At 63.4% G+C, this 20,340-nt stretch carries 18 protein-coding genes and 1 tRNA gene; 6 read left to right on the forward strand and 13 right to left on the reverse strand.

What is annotated here, in order from left to right; all coding sequences use genetic code 11:
• Window positions 1-35: 35 nt before the first annotated feature.
• Window positions 36-1,250: an LL-diaminopimelate aminotransferase gene (locus N0P34_RS13905; RefSeq protein WP_275603822.1), complete on the reverse strand. Its 1,215-nt coding sequence runs from the start codon at window positions 1,248-1,250 to the stop codon at window positions 36-38.
• 419 nt (window positions 1,251-1,669) lie between these two features.
• Here N0P34_RS13905 and N0P34_RS13910 point away from each other — a divergent pair, with 419 nt between their 5' ends.
• Window positions 1,670-2,995: a glycosyltransferase gene (locus tag N0P34_RS13910; protein WP_275603823.1), complete on the forward strand. Its 1,326-nt coding sequence runs from the start codon at window positions 1,670-1,672 to the stop codon at window positions 2,993-2,995.
• Window positions 2,996-3,021: 26 nt separating this feature from the next.
• On the opposite strand, the gene N0P34_RS13915 is transcribed toward N0P34_RS13910, so the two are convergent.
• The 7 genes from N0P34_RS13915 to N0P34_RS13945 all read right to left on the reverse strand — a co-directional run bounded on the left by N0P34_RS13915 (window position 3,022) and on the right by N0P34_RS13945 (window position 8,667).
• Window positions 3,022-3,672 carry an SdpI family protein gene (locus N0P34_RS13915; RefSeq protein ID WP_275603824.1) on the reverse strand — a complete coding sequence of 217 codons (651 nt, stop codon included), beginning with the start codon at window positions 3,670-3,672 and terminating at the stop codon, window positions 3,022-3,024.
• Complete coding sequence (locus N0P34_RS13920) at window positions 3,669-3,935, reverse strand: metalloregulator ArsR/SmtB family transcription factor (protein WP_275603825.1); 267 nt, start codon at window positions 3,933-3,935, stop codon at window positions 3,669-3,671. The genes N0P34_RS13915 and N0P34_RS13920 overlap by 4 nt, the downstream gene beginning before the upstream one ends.
• Before the next feature lie 117 nt (window positions 3,936-4,052).
• A complete protein-coding gene (locus N0P34_RS13925) occupies window positions 4,053-5,429 on the reverse strand; it encodes a dicarboxylate/amino acid:cation symporter (protein ID WP_275603826.1) in 1,377 nt (458 codons plus the stop codon).
• A 167-nt stretch (window positions 5,430-5,596) separates the two neighbouring features.
• Window positions 5,597-6,235 (reverse strand): SdpI family protein, encoded by a 639-nt coding sequence (locus N0P34_RS13930; RefSeq protein ID WP_275603827.1) that lies wholly within the window; start codon window positions 6,233-6,235, stop codon window positions 5,597-5,599.
• Between the two features lie 188 nt (window positions 6,236-6,423).
• Window positions 6,424-6,906 carry a 30S ribosomal protein S9 gene (rpsI, locus tag N0P34_RS13935; protein WP_275603828.1) on the reverse strand — a complete coding sequence of 161 codons (483 nt, stop codon included), beginning with the start codon at window positions 6,904-6,906 and terminating at the stop codon, window positions 6,424-6,426.
• A 1-nt stretch (window position 6,907) separates the two neighbouring features.
• Entirely contained in the window at window positions 6,908-7,372 is a 465-nt protein-coding gene (gene rplM, locus N0P34_RS13940; RefSeq protein ID WP_275603829.1) for a 50S ribosomal protein L13, read from the reverse strand.
• A 134-nt stretch (window positions 7,373-7,506) separates the two neighbouring features.
• Window positions 7,507-8,667, reverse strand: a complete 1,161-nt coding sequence (locus tag N0P34_RS13945) for a COX15/CtaA family protein (RefSeq protein ID WP_275603830.1) — start codon at window positions 8,665-8,667, stop codon at window positions 7,507-7,509.
• Here N0P34_RS13945 and N0P34_RS13950 point away from each other — a divergent pair.
• A complete protein-coding gene (locus N0P34_RS13950) occupies window positions 8,666-8,887 on the forward strand; it encodes a DUF2842 domain-containing protein (RefSeq protein ID WP_275603831.1) in 222 nt (73 codons plus the stop codon). The two genes, N0P34_RS13945 and N0P34_RS13950, sit on opposite strands and share 2 nt — an antisense overlap.
• Before the next feature lie 30 nt (window positions 8,888-8,917).
• Here N0P34_RS13950 and N0P34_RS13955 read toward each other — a convergent pair whose 3' ends face one another.
• Window positions 8,918-9,958, reverse strand: a complete 1,041-nt coding sequence (locus tag N0P34_RS13955; protein ID WP_275603832.1) for a polysaccharide deacetylase family protein — start codon at window positions 9,956-9,958, stop codon at window positions 8,918-8,920.
• Window positions 9,959-9,972: 14 nt separating this feature from the next.
• Window positions 9,973-12,198, reverse strand: coding sequence for a GumC family protein (locus tag N0P34_RS13960; RefSeq protein ID WP_275603833.1), 2,226 nt, complete (start codon window positions 12,196-12,198; stop codon window positions 9,973-9,975).
• Between the two features lie 150 nt (window positions 12,199-12,348).
• Between N0P34_RS13960 and N0P34_RS13965 the strand changes: the two genes are divergently transcribed.
• The 4 genes from N0P34_RS13965 (at window position 12,349) to N0P34_RS13980 (ending at window position 16,915) form a co-directional block, all read left to right on the forward strand.
• Complete coding sequence (locus N0P34_RS13965; RefSeq protein WP_275603834.1) at window positions 12,349-12,906, forward strand: polysaccharide biosynthesis/export family protein; 558 nt, start codon at window positions 12,349-12,351, stop codon at window positions 12,904-12,906.
• 5 nt (window positions 12,907-12,911) lie between these two features.
• Window positions 12,912-14,051, forward strand: coding sequence for a glycosyltransferase (locus tag N0P34_RS13970; RefSeq protein WP_275603835.1), 1,140 nt, complete (start codon window positions 12,912-12,914; stop codon window positions 14,049-14,051).
• A 72-nt stretch (window positions 14,052-14,123) separates the two neighbouring features.
• Window positions 14,124-15,638: an undecaprenyl-phosphate glucose phosphotransferase gene (locus tag N0P34_RS13975; protein ID WP_275603836.1), complete on the forward strand. Its 1,515-nt coding sequence runs from the start codon at window positions 14,124-14,126 to the stop codon at window positions 15,636-15,638.
• The gene (locus N0P34_RS13980; RefSeq protein WP_275603837.1) at window positions 15,635-16,915 is read left to right on the forward strand and encodes an O-antigen ligase family protein; all 1,281 of its coding nucleotides are present in this window, start codon (window positions 15,635-15,637) and stop codon (window positions 16,913-16,915) included. Before N0P34_RS13975 ends, N0P34_RS13980 begins: the two co-directional genes overlap by 4 nt.
• Before the next feature lie 92 nt (window positions 16,916-17,007).
• Here N0P34_RS13980 and N0P34_RS13985 read toward each other — a convergent pair whose 3' ends face one another.
• The 3 genes from N0P34_RS13985 to N0P34_RS13995 form a co-directional block, all read right to left on the reverse strand.
• Entirely contained in the window at window positions 17,008-17,988 is a 981-nt protein-coding gene (locus N0P34_RS13985) for a phosphotransferase (protein ID WP_275603838.1), read from the reverse strand.
• Between the two features lie 57 nt (window positions 17,989-18,045).
• A tRNA-Pro gene (locus tag N0P34_RS13990) sits at window positions 18,046-18,122 on the reverse strand.
• 114 nt (window positions 18,123-18,236) lie between these two features.
• The gene (locus N0P34_RS13995) at window positions 18,237-20,336 is read right to left on the reverse strand and encodes an adenylate/guanylate cyclase domain-containing protein (RefSeq protein WP_275603839.1); all 2,100 of its coding nucleotides are present in this window, start codon (window positions 20,334-20,336) and stop codon (window positions 18,237-18,239) included.
• Window positions 20,337-20,340: the final 4 nt, after the last annotated feature.

Consider the following 20,340-nt stretch of genomic DNA (forward strand, 5'->3'; position numbering starts at 1 on the left):
GGATACCGCCCCCTCGAAACGCGCCTGTTCCCGCATCAGGCGGTCAACGGCACCACATTGCCCTGACCACCGTTCGAGCCGAGCAGCTTCTTGATGTTGCGCGCGGCCTGGCGAATACGCTGCTCGTTCTCGACGAAAGCGAGGCGGATATACTGATCGCCATATTCACCGAAGCCAACGCCCGGGGCGACGGCCACGCCGGTTTCCTGAACCAGGAGCTTGGCGAATTCGAGCGAGCCCAGATGCGCATATTGCGGCGGGATCGGGGCCCAGGCGAACATGGTGGCCTTGGGAACCGGGATTTCCCAACCGGCCCGGCCAAAGCTTTCCACCATTACGTCGCGGCGGTGCTTGTAGACCTTGCGAACTTCTTCAATCACCTCGTCCGAGCCATTGAGCGCTGCAACAGCGGCAACCTGGATCGGCGTGAAGGCGCCATAATCGAGATAGGATTTGACGCGGGCCAGCGCGGCAATCAGGCGCTCATTGCCGACGGCAAAGCCGACGCGCCAGCCGGGCATGGAATAGGTCTTGGACATGGAGGTGAATTCGACCGAGATGTCGATGGCGCCCGGCACCTGCAGGATCGAGGGCGGCGGGTTCTTCTCGTCGAAATAGATCTCGGAATAGGCGAGGTCCGAGAGGATCAGGATGTCGTTGGCCCGGCAGTACTTGACCACCTCGGTGTAGAAATCGAGGTCGGCCGTGTAGGCGGTCGGGTTGGCCGGGTAGTTGAGCACCAGCGCGATGGGTTTTGGAATCGAGTGGCGCACGCCGCGATCCAGCGCGCGCATGAAATCCTCGCCCGGTTCGGCCGGCATGGAGCGGACGACGCCGCCCGACATGATGAAGCCGAAGGAGTGGATCGGATAGGTCGGGTTGGGCACCAGCACCACGTCGCCCGGCGCGGTAATGGCCGACGCCATATTGGCGAAGCCTTCCTTGGAGCCGAGGGTCGCCACGACCTGGGTGTCCGGATTGAGCTTCACGCCGAACCGGCGGCCGTAATAGCTGGCCTGTGCCTTGCGGAGCCCGGGAATGCCGCGGGAGGTCGAATAGCGGTGCGTCCGCGAATCCTTGACCGTCTCCTGGAGCTTTTCGACGATGTGATCGGGCGTGGGCATGTCGGGATTGCCCATGCCCAGATCGATGATATCGACGCCATTGGCGCGCGCCTTGGCCTTGATCGGGTCGATATGGGCAAAGACATAGGGCGGGAGGCGACGGATACGGTGGAAAACTTCGCTCATGTGATTCCTCGGCGGGCCACTCAAAGACCCTGATCTTGCCGCGACGCGCTGTGAGCGCCACACCTCGATTATGGGAGGCATGATTATCGCGGAATTATGGTTGTCGGCGGGCAAAAACGCCCGGCCCTGTGGGGTTTGCGCTGTATTCGGCTCTTCCCGGCCATATGAATGGCCATGCGGGAAGAGCTAGCGGGCGCTTGCCGCATTGGCGGCCGCGGCAACCGCCATCACCTTGCCGGCGAGCTCAGCTCCAACCTTTGCAACAGTGAACGGAGACAGCATGTCTCTTGCCCTTCGGAAGTCGTTTTTGTAAGGAATGCAACCATCGACAGACCGTTCTTAAATCGTCCTCCGGGTCTTGTAAATGGGCCGAAGGGTGCCGACCTTCGGAGCCGAACGGCGTATGGTGAGGTTCGAACTTGAAGCGCATTGCCCTGGTGACGATCGGCACGCAAGGCGACGTTCAACCCTATCTCGCCCTTGCCATAGCGCTGCAGGAGCGCGGTTACGGGGTGGCGCTTGGCGCGACCGAGGAATTTGAGGACCTGGTGACGGGCTACGGGCTGGAGTTCCACTCGCTCGGGCCGTCCATCCAGTCCTTTCTCAAGGAATCCCGTTTCGAAAGTGCGATGAGCACCTCCATGCTCATCAACGGCCCTGCCCTGTTGAGACAGGGCCAGCAGATCGTCGATACGGCGGCGCGCTCGGCCTGGCGCATGTGCCAGGGCGCCGACGCCATCATCGTCAACATGAATACGAGCTTCGGCATCGACATCGCCGAGGCGCTCAAGATCCCGGCGATCATGACGGCGCTGCAGCCGCTCAATTCGACCAGCGAGTTTCCGCTGTCGATGTATTATGTCGCCGACGACCTCGGCCCGACGCTCAACAAGCTCTCCTACACCGCCGCGACCATGCAGCAGGCCTATTGGAACCTGCCGCGCAATCGGCTGCGCCGCGAGCTGATGGGGCTCGATGCGCGCAATATGGGCGGCGTGTTCACCAATACCGACGGCTCGGCGCTGACGACGCTGTACGCGTATTCCACGGCCGTCAGCCCCCGCCCGCGCGACTGGCCCAAGACCGCGCTCGTCACCGGATACTGGAACCTTCGCGATCGCAGTGGCTGGGAGCCGACGCCCGAATTCGAAGCGTTTCTCTCCGCTGGCGAAGCGCCGGTTTATATCGGCTTTGGCTCCATGCCGTTCGGCGCTGAGCGCAATACGCGCATCCTCAAGGAAGCCATGGCGCTGTGGGGCGGCCGTGCCGTCGTGGCGCGCGGCTGGGGCGGCATCGATCCGCGCGATTTGCCGGACACCATCTTTTCCATCGAAAAGGCCCCGCATGACCGGCTGTTCCGTTATGTCAGCGCGGTCGTCCATCATGGCGGCGCCGGCACCACATCGGCCGGCCTCCACCTTGGTAGACCCACTTTTGTCGTCCCGCAGGCGATGGACCAGCCCTATTGGGGACGGCGCGTCTATGAACTGGGTTGCGGCCCCAAGCCTATCCGCCTGCGCAAGCTGACGGCCGAGACGCTCGCGCAGTCGCTTGCCGATCTCTCCAGCAATGAAAGCTATCGGCGTAATGCGGCCGAGCTCGCCGAGAAGCTGCGCAGCGAGGATGGCGTCGACCGTGCGATCAAGGTGATCGAGCGCGTCATGGCCAATTTCGTGCCGCGCGCCGCCAAGGTCGAGCGCAAGAAGACCAAGGCCAAGAAGCTCTCGCTCAAAAAAGCAGTCTAGGGCGACCCGAGGGTCGCCCGCCTCGGCTACACCCTGCCCTGCCGCGACAGCCTGTAACTGAACAGGACGCCCGCCAGCAGCGGGCCGACGATACCGAGTGCCGTGATCGCGAAGAGCCAGGCCTTGTCGCCGATAAGCAAGGCCGCCAGCGCCATGGCAAACCCGCCGACCATCATCAATATGCCCGAAAGGCGATTGGTCGCCTGCCAGTTGGCGGGGTCATCGAGTGTCCAAGGCAGGCGCATGCCGGCAAAAGCGTTCGGCTGCGATTTGGGCAGGATATTGCCCAGGACGATCAGCAGCACCCCAAGGGCGAAGACAACCAGCCGGACCATGTCGAGCGCAAAGCCCAGGGTAATGGCGATGGCGCCGGCCTGGAGCGCCGCCATGAGCAGGGCAAGGCCGGCAAAGGCCGTGCGTAGCGACGGTGCCGCGCGTTCACCGTGTAAGCCGCGTTGCAGGACGATCTGGAACGCTACCCCGATGAACAGGATCACAGCGACCGGAACCAGCAGCGCCCAGTTGCGCGCCATGTGGAAATCGGCCGCGCCGTCAGGCCCCCAATGGACCGGCATCTGGGCATCGGCGGGCAAGATGGCATAGCCGACAATGGTGATGGCTGCCAAAAGCGACAAGCTCGCAAGAGCGGAGAGATTGAGAAGTCTTGGTGTCTTCATTTTTCTTCCCTGAGCGAGAGCACATCGGCCAGGGCCTGTTCCAGCACTGACGTGTTGAGATGATAGATCAGGCTCGTGCCCTGCCGCTCAACGGTTACCAGGCCGGCCTCCTTGAGCTTGCCGAAATGGACCGAGAGCGTTGGCCGACTGATGTCGAAATGATCGGCGAGCGCTCCGGCGCTTTTGGGGCCGCCCTTGAGCAGGGCCAGCACCTTGCGCCGCACCGGATGCGACAGAGCTTCGAAAACCGCGTTGATACTCAAGGGCAGCCTCATTTCGATATTTCGCTACTTAGCGTTTTCGCTAATTAGCGTCAAGACGAAACATGAAGACAAAAAAGGGGGAGGCTTTCGCCTCCCCCAGTACGGAGATGGAGAGTTTTACTCGGCCGGTACGGCGTTGGGTTCGATATCCAGCGCCTCGATGCTCTCGCCGCGATCGTAGGTGGCCTGATCGAGGATGCCTTCGCGCTTGGCGACGATGGTCGGCACGAGGGCTTGGCCAGCGACGTTGACGGCGGTGCGGCCCATGTCGAGGATCGGGTCGACGGCGAGCAGCAGGCCGACGCCTTCAAGCGGCAATCCGAGGGTCGAGAGCGTCAGGGTCAGCATGACGGTGGCACCGGTCAGGCCAGCCGTGGCGGCCGAACCGATCACCGCGACGAAGGCGATCAGCAGATAGTGCTCGATGCCGAGGCTGATGCCGAAGAACTGGGCGACGAAGATGGCCGAGATTGCCGGATAGATCGAGGCGCAACCATCCATCTTGGTGGTGGCCCCGAGCGGCACGGCAAAGGACGCATATTCACGCGGTACGCCGAGGTTCTTTTCCGTGATGCGCTCGGTGACCGGCAGGGTGCCGATCGAGGAGCGGGACACGAAGGCAAGCTGGATGGCGGGCCAGGCGCTCTGGAAATAGCGGATGGGATTGAGGCCATTGGCCTGCAGCAGCACCGGATAGACCACGAAGAGCACGAGGGCGAGGCCGATATAGATGGCGGCAGAATACCAGCCGAGCTGCGCCAGCGCGTCCCAGCCATAGACGGCCACGGCATTGCCCAGGAGGCCGATCGTGCCGATTGGCGTCAGGCGAATGACCCACCACAGGACCTTGTGGACGATCTTGAGGAAGGAGCGGTTGAAGGCCAGGAACGGATCGGCTGCCGGGCCGACGCGCAGAGCGGCGATACCGACAACGATGGAGATCACGAGGATCTGCAGCACGTTGAAGTTGAGGCTGGTGGTTGCGCCGCTATCGGTGACGCGGGTCGAAGCCTGCAGGCCAAAGATGTTGGACGGGATCAGTCCCTTGAGGAAATCGAGCCAGGAACCAGTCGAGGACGGCGCGCGGGCCGCGGCTTCGGTCACGGCCGTATTGAGGCCAGGCTGGATGATGAGCCCAAGCGCAATGCCGATGGCCACGGCGATCAGCGCGGTAATGGCGAACCAGAGCAGGGTCTGCCAGACCAGCTTGGCTGCATTGTTGAGTTCGCGCAGATTGGCGATGGAAGCGACGATGGCGGTAAAGACCAGCACCGGCACCAGGGCGCGGAGCAGGGACACGAAGGACGAGCCGATCGTGGACAGCGTCTGGGCCAGCCAATTGGCGTTGCCCGCCGCGTCGGGACCCATATTGCGGGCGATGAAACCGAGGATCAGGCCGACCACCATGGCCACGAGGACCTGGAAGCCGAAACTGGCATAGAACGGCTTGGGGGCACGAGGCGCGCGAGCCGCTGAAAGGGTGGTGGGAGACATGAAGTGACCTTCTAGCTGACAGGCCAAGCATGAAAATTAGGCAGCTTGCCCGCGAATTGGCCAAAACATATCCCTGCACCGGACCGAAAGCAGCGCATGGCGTTCCATTTGCGCCCCGCGTAGAAGAAATTTCTAATGCCGGTTCGATGCTTTGCAGATCGAAAATGTCAAAGCGGCCGGCTCAGCAGACTCACAAGGCCGGCAAGCACTGGCAAGACGAGAAGGCTCAGCCCGTAGGCCAGCAGCAAGACGCCCAGCCCCGGGTCGATCCATGCGAGGACGGCCAGGCCCGCCCCGGCGAGAAAAGTCGCGGCCCCGGTCAGGCGGTGCACCACCAGCCAGGCGCGGTCCGATGGGATCGGCCAGGGCATGCGCAAGCCCCCATAGGAGTTCCGTTCCGCCCCATAGAGGACGATGCCGAGCAGCATCAGCACGAAGCCGAGGCCAAAGCCGGCGAAGCGGATGAGATCGAGGTCGGAGCCGATGCCGGAAAAGAGCAGCCCCAACTGGCAAAAGGCAGGCACGGCGAGCAGCAATGTCAGGGCGGGGTCGAAAATATGGCGCGTCTTGGCCAGGTGGTTCTTGGTGAGCACGCGGCCCAGGACAAAGAATGCCACGAGCAGCCCGATTTCGAGGAGGGGCGCCACAGCCAGCGCCATATCGCGCGGCCACAACCAGTCAGCCACGCTGCCCCGCCAATGGGCGACAAAGGCAAATCCTTCGGGAACCCGCAAAAGCGCGACTGCAGTAATCGCCAGGGTGACGGAGAAGATCAGCAGGTGGAAGCGGGTAACGAGGCTGGGCATGGCGAGGCTCTATTGATCGTCCCCATATGGAGAGCGAGGCGGCGTTTGACCAGCCTCGATCCACTGGGGATCACCAGCTTCCCTCCCCCGGGAGAGCAGGCTGCACCCGAACACCGGGAGCGCGGATGCCAGACAAGACAAAGGGGCCAGTTTCCCGGCCCCTTTGCAAAAGACAAAATTCGAAAAGCTTAGCGCTTCGAGAACTGGAACGAACGACGGGCCTTGGCCTTGCCGTACTTCTTGCGTTCGACAACGCGGCTGTCGCGGGTCAGGAAGCCGCCCTTCTTCAGAACCGGACGCAGGGTCGGCTCGAAGTAGGTCAGTGCCTTGGAGATGCCGTGACGGACAGCACCGGCCTGGCCGCTGAGACCACCACCGGCGACGGTGACGTTGACGTCGTACTGGTCGAGACGCTCGGAAGCGACGATCGGCTGCTTGACGATCAGCTGCAGAACCGGACGTGCGAAGTACTTGGCAAATTCACGGCCGTTGATCGTGACCTTGCCCTTGCCGGGCTTGATCCAGACGCGAGCGACGGCGTTCTTGCGCTTGCCGGTGGCATAGGCGCGGCCGAGGCTGTCGAGCTTCTGTTCGTGAACGGGTGCAGCGTTGACGGCGGGAGCGCCGGCAGCAGTGCCGAGATCTTCGAGAGAGTTGATGGTTTCGGCCATGTTACTTCACCCGGGCGTTCTTGGGGTTCATCGCGCCGACGTCGAGAGCGGTCGGGTTCTGTGCGACATGGGGGTGCTCGGAACCGGCATAGACGCGCAGGTTCTTGAGCTGGGCGCGCGTCAGCGGGCCACCGGGCATCATGCGGCGCACGGCGTTTTCCAGCACGCGGTTCGGGAAACGACCCTCGAGCAGTTCGCGCGCGGTACGATCCTTGATGCCGCCGGGGTAACCGGTGTGCCAGTAGAAGCGGTGCTGGTCGAGCTTGCGACCGGTCAGCTTCACCTTGTCGGCATTGATGACGATGATATTGTCACCCATGTCCATGTGAGGCGTAAAAGTCGCCTTGTGCTTGCCGCGCAGACGCGAAGCAATGATCGAAGCAAGACGACCCACGACCAGCCCTTCGGCGTCGATGAGGATCCACTGCTTTTCGATCTCGCTCGGTTTTGCCGAGTAAGTGCTCATAATCGAAATCCCTAAGATTCAGGCAGCCGATCCACAGGGAACCGACCAGTTCGGGGGGGTCTTTAGGGGGGATTCGACATGCCGTCAACCCCACCTAAAAAGTCGTTTGAAAACAGGTACTTACAGATGCGGTATTATCTTACCGCACCCAGCGCATGGGTTTTCGTCATATCGGCGAGATAGGCCGCGACGGTGGAGGCCAGGATGAAGGCCAGTCCCTGGTGGGCGACCGCCAGATCGATATTGATCATCGAGAGCAGCGTCGCGATGCCAAGGGCCACCTGGGCCACGACCAGCACCATGATGACCACCAGCCAGCGATGCACGCCCGAGAGGCCATTGCCGCGCGCCTGCACGAAGACCATCACAGCCGCCACGATGGTGATAAGATAGGCCAGCATGCGGTGGTTGAACTGGACAGTGAGGCCATGTTCGAAATGGCTGAGCCAGGCCGGATCGAAGGCATAAAGCCCATCGGGGATGAACTTGCCTTCCATCAGCGGCCAGGTATTGAACCCCATGCCTGCCTTGATGCCGGCCACGAAACCGCCGGCCGCGATCTGGATCACCAGCATGCCGAGCAGAATTGCGGCGGCCCATTTATTGGCCGATGTGACGACATTCTCCACCGGCTCGGGCCGCATGCGCCGCGCCACCCAGACCAAAGCCAGGAGCAATATCAAGGCCGCCGTCAGATGGGTGGCCAATCTATATTGCGAGACCGAGGTCAGCTCGCTGAGGCCGGAGGAAACCATCCACCAGCCCAGAAAGCCCTGGAACCCGCCCAGAATGAAGAGCGCGGCCAGGGGCATGGTCATGTCACGCGTCAGGCGACGCTGGAACAGGAAGACCAGGAACGGGATGGCGAAGGCGAAGCCGATGATCCGGCCGAGGAACCGATGGCCCCACTCCCACCAGAAGATGCCCTTGAAATCCTCGAGGGTCATCCAGTGATTGTAGACCTCATATTGCGGGATCAGCTTGTAGCCTTCGAATTCGGCGAGCCAATCCGCTTCGGTCAGCGGTGGAATGATCCCGGATATGGGTTTCCAGGTGGTGATCGACAGGCCCGACCCCGTGAGGCGGGTCATGCCGCCCACCATCACCATGAGAAGAACCATTGCGGCGACAATATAAAGCCATATCCGCACAGGGCGGAGGCGGTCACCGACAATACTCACTTTGCCGGGTGCGGCATCATGCAAGGCAGTCACAGCGATCTTTCTGGTATCGAAGAAACTGGCGCAGTGGTAATGCCGGGGCGATATTCCCGCAACAGTCCAGATGCCGCACATGACCCAGCGTAATCGCAAATTGATCGGTGCATTCCTGGTGGTCGGCTCGATCGCGGCATGGTCGGTGCTGGCCACGTCGATCTATCTTGCCCTGCCCGAAGGCCTCCCCGGGCTCGTGCTGATCATCTATTTCATCATCGCCGGCATGGGTTGGCTGTTTCCGGCCATGGCCCTCGTGCGATGGATGGCGCGGCCCGACGACACCGCGCGAATTGACTGAATTGGCGGGAGTGGCCCCAGGGCACGCGCCCTACCCCATCAGCCGCCCCATCTGCGTGAACAACCCGCCGCTGGCGAAAATATCGACATAACGCCGCTTCTGGAAAAGCCCGTTGAGCGAAATGCGCGGCAGGGCCGTGCGGCTTTGCAAGTGATGCTGATATAGGCCGCCCGGCCGGGTCGTGACCGCAGTACGGAACCCCAGCTCCGCCGCCAGCGCGAACTCGCGTGGCCCGCAGGATAGCGGCCCGCCCAGCGGATAGGAAAAGTGCTCCGGCCGCTTGCCCAGCTGGGCCTGGAGAATGTCGGCCGACAGCGCCATTTCCTGTCGGGCCTCCTGGGGCGGCAGCTTGGCCAGTTCGTAGTGGTGGACGGTGTGAGCGCCGATGGTGCAGAGCGGATCGCGCGCGAACACGCCGAGCGCGTCCCAGTCCATGATCAAGTCCCGACATTGCCGATCCAGATCATAGCCATAGTTCTCGGCAAACTCGGCGAGGAGATCCCGCCGCTCCGCCTCTGGCAGTTTTCGCATGCGCCAGTAGAGCCGGTCGAACGCCTCGGTCTTCTGGGCGGCACTGCGCGTTTCGACATAGTCCGTCTCTCCATCTTCGGAGAAGGCGATCGCGTCCTGGCGCGCGATGATGTCCTCGATGGCCTGCCACCACAATTGCCCGACGCCATCGACGAAGGCCGTGGGCACATAAAGCGTGAACGGGGCCTCGTGCCGGCGCAGGATGGGCAGAGCATGGACGAGATTGTCGCGATAGGCATCGTCGAAGGTCAGGACGACGAATTTTCGTCCGGGCACAGTCGCTTCAAGACGCTCCATGGCTTCGTCGAGGCTGACGATATCCATGTCCAATGCCCGGATGCGCTCGATGATATAGTCGAGAAATTCCGGCTCCACCTGCAGAATGGCATTGGGCGAAAAGGCGGCGGGCTTTTCCGGCAGGACGCGATGCAGCGTCAGAATCACGCCGCGCGATGCGGAAAGAGCACGGGAAAACTGCGGCAGGCGCGCGAGCCACATGGCTTCGAACGCGGCCCGGATGACGGCATATTTCAACGACATGACGCCCCGGCCAATTACGCTGCGACCAGATCTGCCAGGGCGGCGATTTCCACTTTGGGCAGGCCCGCATCGAGCAATTGCCGGCGAATGTCGTTAGCCTCGTCGGTTTCCTCGAAGCTGGTTGCCACCAGCACGACGCGCCCGCCCAGATCGGCAAAGAGCGGCAGGCTGGAGCGCCCGGCAATGCGGCCGGTCAACACCACCACGACCTCGTAGATGTCGCCCAGCGCCTCAACCAGGGTGATCGGGCGCGCCGAGCTGCGGTCGATGGCATCGCCCTGCCCCCAGGCGATTTCGGCGAAACTGCTGGAAGCCGATTTCTGCACGACATCGCCAAAGCTCACGCCTCCCGCGCTGAGATCGGAGAGCCCCGGAACAGGACCAATTCGGCCGCTTCCGGCATCGACAAGGGCCACGCTGAGGCCCTTGGACAGGGCATCATTGATCAGCTCGCGCGCCAGTCTTTCGCTGGGAAAGTCACGTCCGTAATCGGCGAGCAGAAGAAGATGAGTCCGGCCCAGGACGAGATCGGCCGCGAGATCTGCATAGCGCACCAGCCCGGGCACAGGGCGCGGCGTGGCTGGCGGCGGAGAATTCTCCACCTCCGGTGGCGCAGCACGTTCGCGCCGTTCCGACAGTTCCTTGAACAGGGCACGCGTATCGCTCGAGGCGATGTCCGCTACTTCGCTGCCGTCGCGGGACAGCAGCGTTGCAGGTCCTGGCTGCACATCCGGCGTTTTCGGCGCTTCTTCGGCGCCTGCCTCGGCCTCGACGTCGTCGCGTTCTTTTGCAGGCTCTGACCGCCGGGCGCGCGGCTCGGAAGGCGTGGGATCGAAAAGCTGGACGGGGCGGAGGGCGCGACCGGACATCAGTTCGCCGAAGATGACGCCTCCCACCTGCCCTGCCAGGGCGACGAGGCCCACGGCCGCAAGGATTAGTGCCGTCTTGGGCGAGGCCGGAACCACGGATGGCGCGGCCTCGGTGACGACACGCACATCGGGGAGTGTCGAATTGGCATCGACGCGCGAAGACGCTTCGTTGTAGCGCAGCAGATAGGCCTCGAGCAGATCGCGCTGCGCCTTGGCCTCGCGCTCCAGGCCGTCGAGGGCCACCGTGTCGCGCGTGGCCGTCGAAGCTGTCTGCTTGAGCCGATCGAGATCGGCCCCCAGGGTTGTTTCGAGATTGCCTTCGACCCGTCCCTCGGCCTCAAGGGTCTCGGCCACCCTCGTGCCCTCCTGGCGGATCTGGGCCTCGAGCTCACGGAGCTGGGAATCGATGGCGCGGATGGTGGGATGATTGGGCAGGAGCGTCGCCGAACGCTGGGCGCGCTCGCCCTGCAGACGGGCCTTTTCCTGGCTCAACTGCTGAATGACGACCGAGCTGCGCACATCGGTCACGCCGTCGATGGGCTGGCCCCGAGCGAGCAGTTCGCGGATCATCGCCGCACGACCCACTGCCGCATTCCTGCGCTCCTGGGCCGTGGCGATCTGGGCAGAGATGGTGGTCAGCTGCTGGTCGAGCAGGCTGGTATTGTTGGCGCCGACATAGAGGTCATTGTCGACCTTGAACTGGGCAACGGCGGTCTCTGCCTGCTCCACCGAAATCCGGAGCCGGGCGATTTCCTCGTTCAGCCAGCCTGAGGCATCGGCGGTGTCGGACAGCGACAATTGCGCCCGGCGCACCACATGGGCGCGCGCCACCGCATTGGCGATGTCGGCCGCCAGCTGGGGGTCGGTCGACCGCAACAGCACGGTGATGATGCGCGAATCCCGCTCCTGCACCACCGTCATGCGATCATAAAGCGTGTTGAGCACCGTCTCGTCGATGCTGACCGGGCGGTTGCTGCGGCCGATCAATTGCATCAGCACGCCCATCGGCGAAAATCCCGATTGCGAGCCGTTGAATTCAGGCTTGGACCGCAGATCGAGTTCGTCGATGACGCGCAGCAGCGTATCGCGGGATTTGAGGAGTTCGATCTGGCTCGAAACCACGCCGGTGTCGGCGCCTCCGGCCGTCGGCGCCAGCTCGTTCGAGGCCCGCGCGAAGGCGTTGGAGCGTGGTTCCACCAATATCGACGCGGACGATTCATAAAGCTTGGGCATGAACATGAGCACGACAAAAGTCGCCACCAGCAGACCCAGAGTAATCAGGATAATGCGAGGCAGTTTCCGCGCCAGCGCACCCATCACCGCTGCAATGTCAATCCGCGCATCGCGCAAGGTGGGCGCATCCAGAGTCATGTGGGCTCCTCATCGTGACCTGACTTATCCCCCTGCGTGGTCAACATTAAGTTAATCAAGACCGCAAAACGGGCGATATTGAAACGACATAAGGGAAATCTTAACCATGACGATCAACACTGTGGCCAACTCGAACGCGCGGGATTCCCAATGCGCTGGCTGCCCTTTCTTGCTTTGACATTGCTGATGCCCCTGGCGGCGTGCTCGACCACGTCGACGCTGCCATCGACCTATCTGGTCGACACCAAGGGCGCCTATACACTCGATACAGGCGACGTGGTGCGCGTGTCCGTCTATGGCGATGCGGAGCTGACCAATACCTACCGCATCAATGATAGCGGCGCGATCGCCTTCCCGCTGGTCGGGTCGGTGCAGGTGCGCGGCCAGACAACCGGCGTTGCCGCCTCGCGCATTGCCGGGGCGCTGGCCAATGGCTTCATGCGCAACCCCAATGTCGCCGTCGAGGTGGCCGAATATCGTCCCTTCTTCATCCAGGGCGAAGTGCGGACTTCCGGCCAGTTTCCCTATGTCTATGGCATGACGGCGCGCTCTGCGATCAGCACGGCCGGCGGCTTCAACGAAACGGCAGACCGCACCAAGGTCACCGTCTATCGCCGCCAGGGCAGTGAAATGGTCAAGGGCAATGTCGAGCTCGATTTCCCCCTCTCGCCCGGCGACACAATCGTCGTGAACGAGCGCTGGTTCTAGAACCCTTGGGCGACCCTCAGCGCGGAAAACTGCGTATCCTCCAGATCATGCGCGCCCCGGTGGGCGGGCTTTTTCGCCACGTCGCCGATCTGACGCGCGCCCTAGACGGCATGGGCCATGAGGTTGGCCTCGTCGTCGATAGCCTCGCCGGCGACGCCCAGACCGACACCCGCCTCGCCGCGCTGGCGCCCCATGCAAAACTCGGCGTCCACAGGCTGCCGATGCCGCGGGTCCTCGGCGGCGGCGATCTCACCACGCCGCTGGCCGTACGCCGGCTGGCGCGAAAGCTCGATATCCACATTCTTCACGGCCACGGCGCCAAGGGCGGCTTTTACGCCCGCCTCGCCCGCATCGGAAACTCGCGTGCCCGCGCCCTTTATACCCCGCATGGCGGCGTGCTGCATTTTTCTGCCCAATCCACCTCGGGCCGCCTGTTCCACCGGCTCGAACGCTGGTTGATGCCGCAAACGGCAGCGATCATTTTCGAGAGCGCGTTTGCGCGGACCACCTATTCGCGCCTCATCGGTCCCCCGACCTGTCCCGTCGCGGTGATCCATAACGGGCTTTCGCCGGACGAATTCGTACCGGTCGAAACCGCGCCGGATGCGGACGATTTCGTCTTTGTCGGTGAATTGCGCGAGCTCAAGGGCATTTTCCCGCTCGTCGAGGCGATGACCGGCGTGACGCGGCCGGATGGAAGCCCCGCTACGCTGGTCATGGCCGGGGACGGCCCCGACCGCGCGACGCTCGCAGCCAGACTGGCCGAACTGGGCCTCGCGCCCCGGGTAAAACTCGTCGGCGCGCAGCCCGCCCGCCCCATGTTCGCGCGCGGCAAGATTGTCGTCGTCCCCTCGCTGGCGGAGTCCCTGCCCTATATCGTGCTCGAAGCGGCTGCCGCGCAAAAACCCGTCATCGCCACCAATGTCGGGGGCATTCCCGAGATATTTGCCGGCGAAACCGACGGCCTCCTGCCCCCCGGCGATGCACAGGCGCTGGCCCGCGCCATGCAGGAGGCGCTCGATGCGCCTCACCCGGCTCACGAGCGAATGATGCGCCGGCTGGCACGTATAGAGACCCATTTCGCCGTCGGGCCCATGGCCACCGCGATCGAGGTGCTTTATCGGGCAGCGCTGGCGCAATCCTAGCGAGTGATTTCACCGAGTATAAAGGACTGTCGCGCAATATAACGGCCTAGTGTATGAGTACCGGTGGCCAGAATGTTTCGTGTCGACCCCAAGCAGGCCATCACAGGTCATGCCTCGCGCGAGGCCAATCCCGACACCCCGCTCTCCCCTCCAGCCGAAGACATCATAGCCCGGCCGGTTGAGCGCACCTATTCGGGCAATGTCATTTCGGGCGTCGCCCAAGTGGTGGAAGCCGCGCTGCTGATCGCGCTGGGCCTGGGGATCCAGGCGGCCTATGTGCCTCCGGGCGAGGAAACGCTCTACGCCATCCTCATTATCGGCGCGGCGCTCCTGACCAATATCGGGCTCAATGCCCTGCGCAGCCATCGCGTCCCGGCCTATCGCCAGATCATCGGCCAAGTCGGGCGGGTTCTCGCCGTCTGGGCCTCGGTGGTGGTCATTCTCACCGCCGTCATTTTCTTCCTCAAGGCGGGCGAAATGGTGTCGCGCGTCTGGCTGATGACGTGGTTCGTCGCCGGCGCCGCCCTGCTCATCTGCTATCGGCTGCTGCTGCGTACATTGGTGCAGCGCTGGACCCACCAGGGCCGGCTGAAGCGCCGCACAGTCATCGTCGGCGGGGGCAAGGATGCCGAAGTCCTGATCGAGCAGATCAACGCCGGCGCCGACAAGGATATCAATCTCCTCGGCCTTTTCGACGACCGCATCGACGAGCGCTCTCCCGATGAAGTGGCCGGCTATCACAAGCTGGGCAAGGTCTCGAGCCTCATCGAATTCGCGCGCCGCACGCCGGTCGATCTCGTCATCGTCTCCATGCCGCTCTCGGCCGAAAAGCGCGTGCTCGACATGCTCACCCAGCTCTGGGTGCTGCCCGTCGACATCCGCCTCTCGGCGCATATGAGCAAGCTCAAATTCACCGACAAGGCCTATTCCTATATCGGTGGCGTGGCCGTGCTCGACATGGCCGACCGCCCGATTTCGGACTGGAACCTCGTGTTCAAATGGGTGTTCGACAAGGTCGTCGCCATCACCGCGCTCACCCTGCTGTCGCCGGTGATGATCGCCGCCGCCATCGCCATCAAGCTCGAAAGCAAGGGCCCGGTCTTTTTCGTGCAGAAACGGCACGGCTTTAACAACCAGCTGATCAACATCTACAAATTCCGCTCGATGCGGACCGATATGCTGGACGCAAGTGCCGCCAAGCTGGTGACCCGGGACGATCCGCGCGTCACCCGCGTCGGCAAATTCATCCGGAAAACCTCGATCGACGAGCTGCCGCAGCTGTTCAACGTGCTCAAGGGCGAGTTGTCCATCGTCGGCCCGCGTCCCCACGCCCTGCAGGCCAAGGCCGACAACCAGCTCTATTACGACGCCGTCGAAGGCTATTTCGCCCGGCATCGCGTCAAGCCGGGCATGACCGGCTGGGCCCAGATCAATGGCTGGCGCGGCGAAACCGACACGATCGACAAGATCATGCAGCGCGTGAACCACGACCTCTATTACATCGAGAACTGGTCGCTGCTGCTCGATCTCTACATCGTGGTCATGACGCCGATCTCCCTGTTTGCCAAGAACGAGAACGCCTATTGAGCGTCACCGCCCCCTTCGATGCCGCCTATGTCGGATCGAAAGAGGCCGGCCAGGCCTTCGTGCGCAAAAAGGCGCAGCGCCTTCTCGATATTCTCGTGGCGATGTGGATCTTTTCCGGCGGCATCGTCCTTTTCGAGCCGTCGCCCTATGAGCTGATGTTCGTCCTGGTGCTGCCCGTCGCAATCATGGCGGGCCTCGGCCTCTACCGGTCGACCCTGGGGCTCCTGGCCATCATCCTCGCGTTCACGCCCTTTGCCGTGATCGCGGTTTTCCAGGTCCAGTTTACCCCGATCAGCGACGCATTGATCTTCACCCTGGTGACGATCTTCCTGCTCATCACCTCCTATTTCGCCGCCAATTACGTGGCCGAGGACACGACGCGGCGCATGCGGCTGATCATGGGGGCCTATACCGCGATCGCCGTCCTCCTCGCCATCATCGGCACGCTGGCCTATCTCCGGCTCATGCCCGGCGCCGATTTCTTCCTGCGCTATGGCCGCGCCAAGGCGACGTTCAAGGACCCCAACGTCTTCGCGCCCTTCCTCATCCTGCCCGCCATGTTCGCCCTGCAGCGCGTCCTGCTGCTGCGCGGCTGGCCGGCGATCATCGCCGGCGGCATCTATCTCATCCTCTTCGTCGGCGTCTTCGTCAGTTTCTCGCGCGCGGCCTGGGGACATTTTGCGGCGTCATCGATGATCACGCTCTTCCTCGTCTTCCTGCTCGAGGCCGGTGCGCGCGACAAGGTGCGCATCATGATGATGTCGATGGTGGGCGCCGCCATGCTGGTCGTCGCGCTGGGGGGCCTGTTGTCCATTCCCTCGGTCTACAAGCTGTTCGAAACCCGTTTCGCCACCCAGAGCTACGACACCGGCGAAACCGGCCGCTTCGGACGCCAGGGCTATGCGTTCGAGCTGGCGCTCGATCACCCCTGGGGACTGGGACCAGGCGAATTCCGCAATTTGCGCATCATCGAGGAGCCCCACAATGTCTATGTGTCCGTGCTCCATAATTATGGCTGGGGCGGGGGAATCTTGTTCATTGGCCTGATCGGCGTGACGCTCTGGAAGGGTCTTGGCACGCTCCTGCGCCCCTCCCCCTACCGGCTCCTCGCCATTCCCCTCATGGCCACATTTTCAATGCTGGCCGCCGAATCCGCCATCATCGATTCCGATCACTGGCGGCATTTGTTCCTGCTGATCGGCTTGGTCTGGGGCGTCGCCAGCGCCATCGACAACGACCCCCGCCTCACCGCCTCCCGCGAAGAAGTGCTGGTTTAGGGTCTCGTCCGAGGCGCAAAACCCTCCCCTCCATCGCCCCTCCGGGGAGAGGGTTGGGGTGATGGGGGCAGGCCTCTCGGCAAGAACTTTGCTTACCCCCAGATCGGCCCGGCCATAAACCGCTCGGCCAGATCTGCGCTTCCGGTTGCATAGCCATCCATATGGGTCTGGGCCAGATTGGTCTCGGCATGCGAGCCGATCCAGGCTAGCAGCGCCATGCGCCGCAGCATGACCATGGCGTCGAGCATGGCGATATCCCTGGCGTTCAGAGCCCGCACACTCGTATAGCCCTCGATCCACGCCGCCTTGAGCGCTGGGATATTGGCCTGGGTCTCGTGGAACGAGATCGCCGCGGCAAAGTCGTAGGCGAACCAGCAGAAGCCGCTGTCGTCGAAATCGATCAGGCTGACATGCTCGCCATCGACCAGGAGATTGCCCAGCCGCATATCGGCATGGATCAGCCCATAGCGATCCGGCCCGGTGCCGTAATCGGAGAGGCGTTGCGCAAGCGCCACGCAGAGCCGGTCGAGCACCTCGCGCACGCGATGGTCCACCCCGGGCGCCAAACGCCAGTCGCCCCACAGTCCATCGGCATCGAGAATCGAAGCCGCGTTCCACACCTGCCGCTCGAAACCGGCGGGCGGCGTCCACTCCATGACGTGAAGGTGCATGCGCGCGGCGTAGACCCCCAGCGTCCGGAAGAGCGGCACAAGGTCTTCGTCGGGTCCCGGCTCGCGCCCCGGAATGAAGCGAAACAATACGCCCCGGCGGCTTTCACCGGAGCGGGTGACGAAATGCTGGAGGAGCTTGCCATCGCCGCCGGGCAGCGGTTCGGAAATCGGCAGATCGGTGTCGCGGCTTAGGGCGGCGAGCCAGGCCAGTTCGCTGTTGATCGAAATCTCGGTCTGATATTCGGGCCGATGGACGCGCAGCATAAAGGGCTCGCCGGCTGCGGTGTCGATGCGAAAGGTCTGGTTTTCGGAGTGATTGACGAGATGGGCGTCGCGAACGCGGCCCGCCAGTTGCGGCCACAAATCGAAGGCGGGTTCGATGTCGCTTTCCGTCAGCGCCATTTGTCCCCCAGTCGTGCCGACTGGTGACGCCGGACTTGCCGCCAATATTTTGGAAAATGGTCGGAGCGGCCGGATTTGAACCGACGACCCTTTGTCCCCCAGACAAATGCGCTACCAGGCTGCGCTACGCCCCGACTGCGCGGAGACATAGTCAGTCGCGCCGGGTGAGGCAAGCCCCATTTTCATCGCTGAAGCCAGATCGCGAGAATTTCACAGCTTTTGTCATTCGATGGCCATTGCACCTTCCCTTACTCACTGGCGCTGGCAATGGCCTCCCCGGATGTCGTGAAATCGTCGATACGTCCGGGCAGTGCGTCATAAAAGGCCGCAAGGCGCGGGTCGACCGCCGCCGAGAGTGCCCGGCAGTTCGCAATCCTGCCGGCGCTCGCCTGCCCTGAGAGCAATTCCACCACCAGCGCATCGTGCGCCTCGGAGAGGAGGAGAAACGCCGTGCTCTGCTCGACCTTCTCGTCCCCGACAAGGATCAGAATCGCCTCCCGGCCGCTCATGCCCTTGAGTTCGATCCGCCCGGCATCGAGAAAGGCGAGCTCGCGCGCCGCTGCGGCCGTGGCCGCGCTCACGATCAATTCGTGCCCCACCGCCTTGCACATGCTTTCGAGCCTTGAGGCGACATTGACCGTGTCCCCGACGCAGGAATAATCGAACCGTTCTTCGAACCCCATATTGCCGACAAGCGCCGGTCCGGTGGCGATGCCAATGCCGATGCGGATGGTCTCGCTGCCCTCCGAGTTGAGCTTTTCGAGCGCATCGCGCATGTCGAGCGCCGCCCGGCAGGCCAGAAGCGCATGCCGCTCGGTGCGCACGGGGGCGTTCCAGAACGCCATCACCGCATCGCCCATGAATTTGTCGATGGTGCCCTTGTGATCGACAATGGCATGGCCCAGCGCGCCGAACAGCCGATTGAGGATGCCCACCAGTTCGTCGGGCGAAATACGTTCGGCGAGCGCGGAAAAATTGCGCACGTCCGAGAACATGACGGTCAGCTCCCGCACTTCCCCACCGAGGCGCAGCAATTTTTCGTCGGCCTCGATCTGGGTCAGCAGCGAGGGTTCGACATAGTGGGCAAAGGCGCGCCTGATGCGCCGCCGGTCGGCATCGGTGGTGGCGAAGCGATAGACCACCATGGCGGCAAAGAGCGTCAGGATGCCGAGGAGCGGAAAGCTCGGATCGATGAGGAGGCGCGGCCCGGCAAAAGCCAGCCAGCTCGCCGCCGTCACCGCCGCTGCCGTCATCAGCGACACCAGCAGCCCCACCATCGGCCCGGTGGTGACCACGCTGGCCACGATCAGCAATCCGGCGCTGGCAAAAATAAGCACTTCCAGCCCCGCCACCCAATCGGCGCGGTCGAGAAAGGTGCCGGTCAGCATCTGCTCGAGCGCCTGGAGGTGGATGGTCACACCCGGCACGGCCTCGCCCAGCGCGCTGGTGCGAATATCGAGAAGGCCCGTCGCGGAGGTGCCGACGAGGATGATCTTGCCGGCAATCCGCTCGGTCAGCTTGGTGTAGTCAGCGCCCAGAATGTCTCCCGCCGAGGTGAATATCTCGTCCTCGAGGCTGCGATAATAGATCCAGAGATCCCCGTTCGGGCCGGTGGGAATGGCCATGTCGCCAATGCGCAATTGGTCGACGGCGCCGCTGCCATCGCCGAGCACGACGAGGGTCGAAACCCCCATGGCGACCCGCATCGCCTCGACGGAGAGGGTCGGGAACATCTTCCCGTCGCTGTTCCAGAGCAGCGGCAACCGGCGCGCCACGCCGCCCTCCCCCCGTTCGAGGCTGGCAACCCCCAGTCCTGCGGCCTCCGCCGCCAGTTCCGGGAGGGGCTGGGCAACGCCGCCCAAGAGCGGCAGGCGCGCCAGCGGGTCGTTACCGGTCACCGCCAACCCGGCCTTGGGGCCAATCCTGGGTGGAGGAGCGCGTGGGCTCTGGGCAAGGGCCAGCACGCTCGGCCCGCTCGCCAGCGCCGCCGCCAGCTTGCCGTCATTGCTTTGCCCCGCCTCGGTGCCGGACGGTCCCATCCGGTCGGGCTCGGCGAACAGCAGATCGAGCGCCACCGCGGCCGCGCCCATTTCAAGGAGGCGCTCGGTAAGCAGGGCAAAGACATCGCGCGGCCAGGGCCATTGCCCGATGGCCGCCAAAGCCTCCTCATCGATATCGACGATGTGCACGGGCAGTTCCGCGCCCACATGGCGCGGCAGCATCTGCTGATAGCTGTCGAAACTGGTCTCGCGCGCCACGCGCAGCGGATAGGGATCGGCAAGGCGCAACAGCGTCAGCAGGACGATAACAACCAGTCCGAAGCCGATTGCCGTCCGCCGCCGCCCCATCGCC

The sequence above is a fragment of the Devosia sp. FJ2-5-3 genome (assembly GCF_029201545.1).
Taxonomy (GTDB): Bacteria; Pseudomonadota; Alphaproteobacteria; order Rhizobiales; family Devosiaceae; genus Devosia.

Excerpts from the sequence above, each read along its gene's own strand:
- N0P34_RS13905 (WP_275603822.1), bottom strand. The coding sequence starts at position 1,250 with ATGAGCGAAGTTTTCCACCGTATCCGTCGCCTCCCGCCCTATGTCTTT.
- N0P34_RS13915 (WP_275603824.1), bottom strand. The coding sequence starts at position 3,672 with ATGAAGACACCAAGACTTCTCAATCTCTCCGCTCTTGCGAGCTTGTCG.
- N0P34_RS13925 (WP_275603826.1), bottom strand. The coding sequence starts at position 5,429 with ATGTCTCCCACCACCCTTTCAGCGGCTCGCGCGCCTCGTGCCCCCAAG.
- N0P34_RS13930 (WP_275603827.1), bottom strand. The coding sequence starts at position 6,235 with ATGCCCAGCCTCGTTACCCGCTTCCACCTGCTGATCTTCTCCGTCACC.
- rpsI (WP_275603828.1), bottom strand. The coding sequence starts at position 6,906 with ATGGCCGAAACCATCAACTCTCTCGAAGATCTCGGCACTGCTGCCGGC.
- rplM (WP_275603829.1), bottom strand. The coding sequence starts at position 7,372 with ATGAGCACTTACTCGGCAAAACCGAGCGAGATCGAAAAGCAGTGGATC.
- N0P34_RS13950 (WP_275603831.1), top strand. The coding sequence starts at position 8,666 with ATGACCCAGCGTAATCGCAAATTGATCGGTGCATTCCTGGTGGTCGGC.
- N0P34_RS13945 (WP_275603830.1), bottom strand. The coding sequence starts at position 8,667 with ATGTGCGGCATCTGGACTGTTGCGGGAATATCGCCCCGGCATTACCAC.
- N0P34_RS13955 (WP_275603832.1), bottom strand. The coding sequence starts at position 9,958 with ATGTCGTTGAAATATGCCGTCATCCGGGCCGCGTTCGAAGCCATGTGG.
- N0P34_RS13960 (WP_275603833.1), bottom strand. The coding sequence starts at position 12,198 with ATGACTCTGGATGCGCCCACCTTGCGCGATGCGCGGATTGACATTGCA.
- N0P34_RS13965 (WP_275603834.1), top strand. The coding sequence starts at position 12,349 with ATGCGCTGGCTGCCCTTTCTTGCTTTGACATTGCTGATGCCCCTGGCG.
- N0P34_RS13975 (WP_275603836.1), top strand. The coding sequence starts at position 14,124 with ATGTTTCGTGTCGACCCCAAGCAGGCCATCACAGGTCATGCCTCGCGC.
- N0P34_RS13985 (WP_275603838.1), bottom strand. The coding sequence starts at position 17,988 with ATGGCGCTGACGGAAAGCGACATCGAACCCGCCTTCGATTTGTGGCCG.
- N0P34_RS13995 (WP_275603839.1), bottom strand. The coding sequence starts at position 20,336 with ATGGGGCGGCGGCGGACGGCAATCGGCTTCGGACTGGTTGTTATCGTC.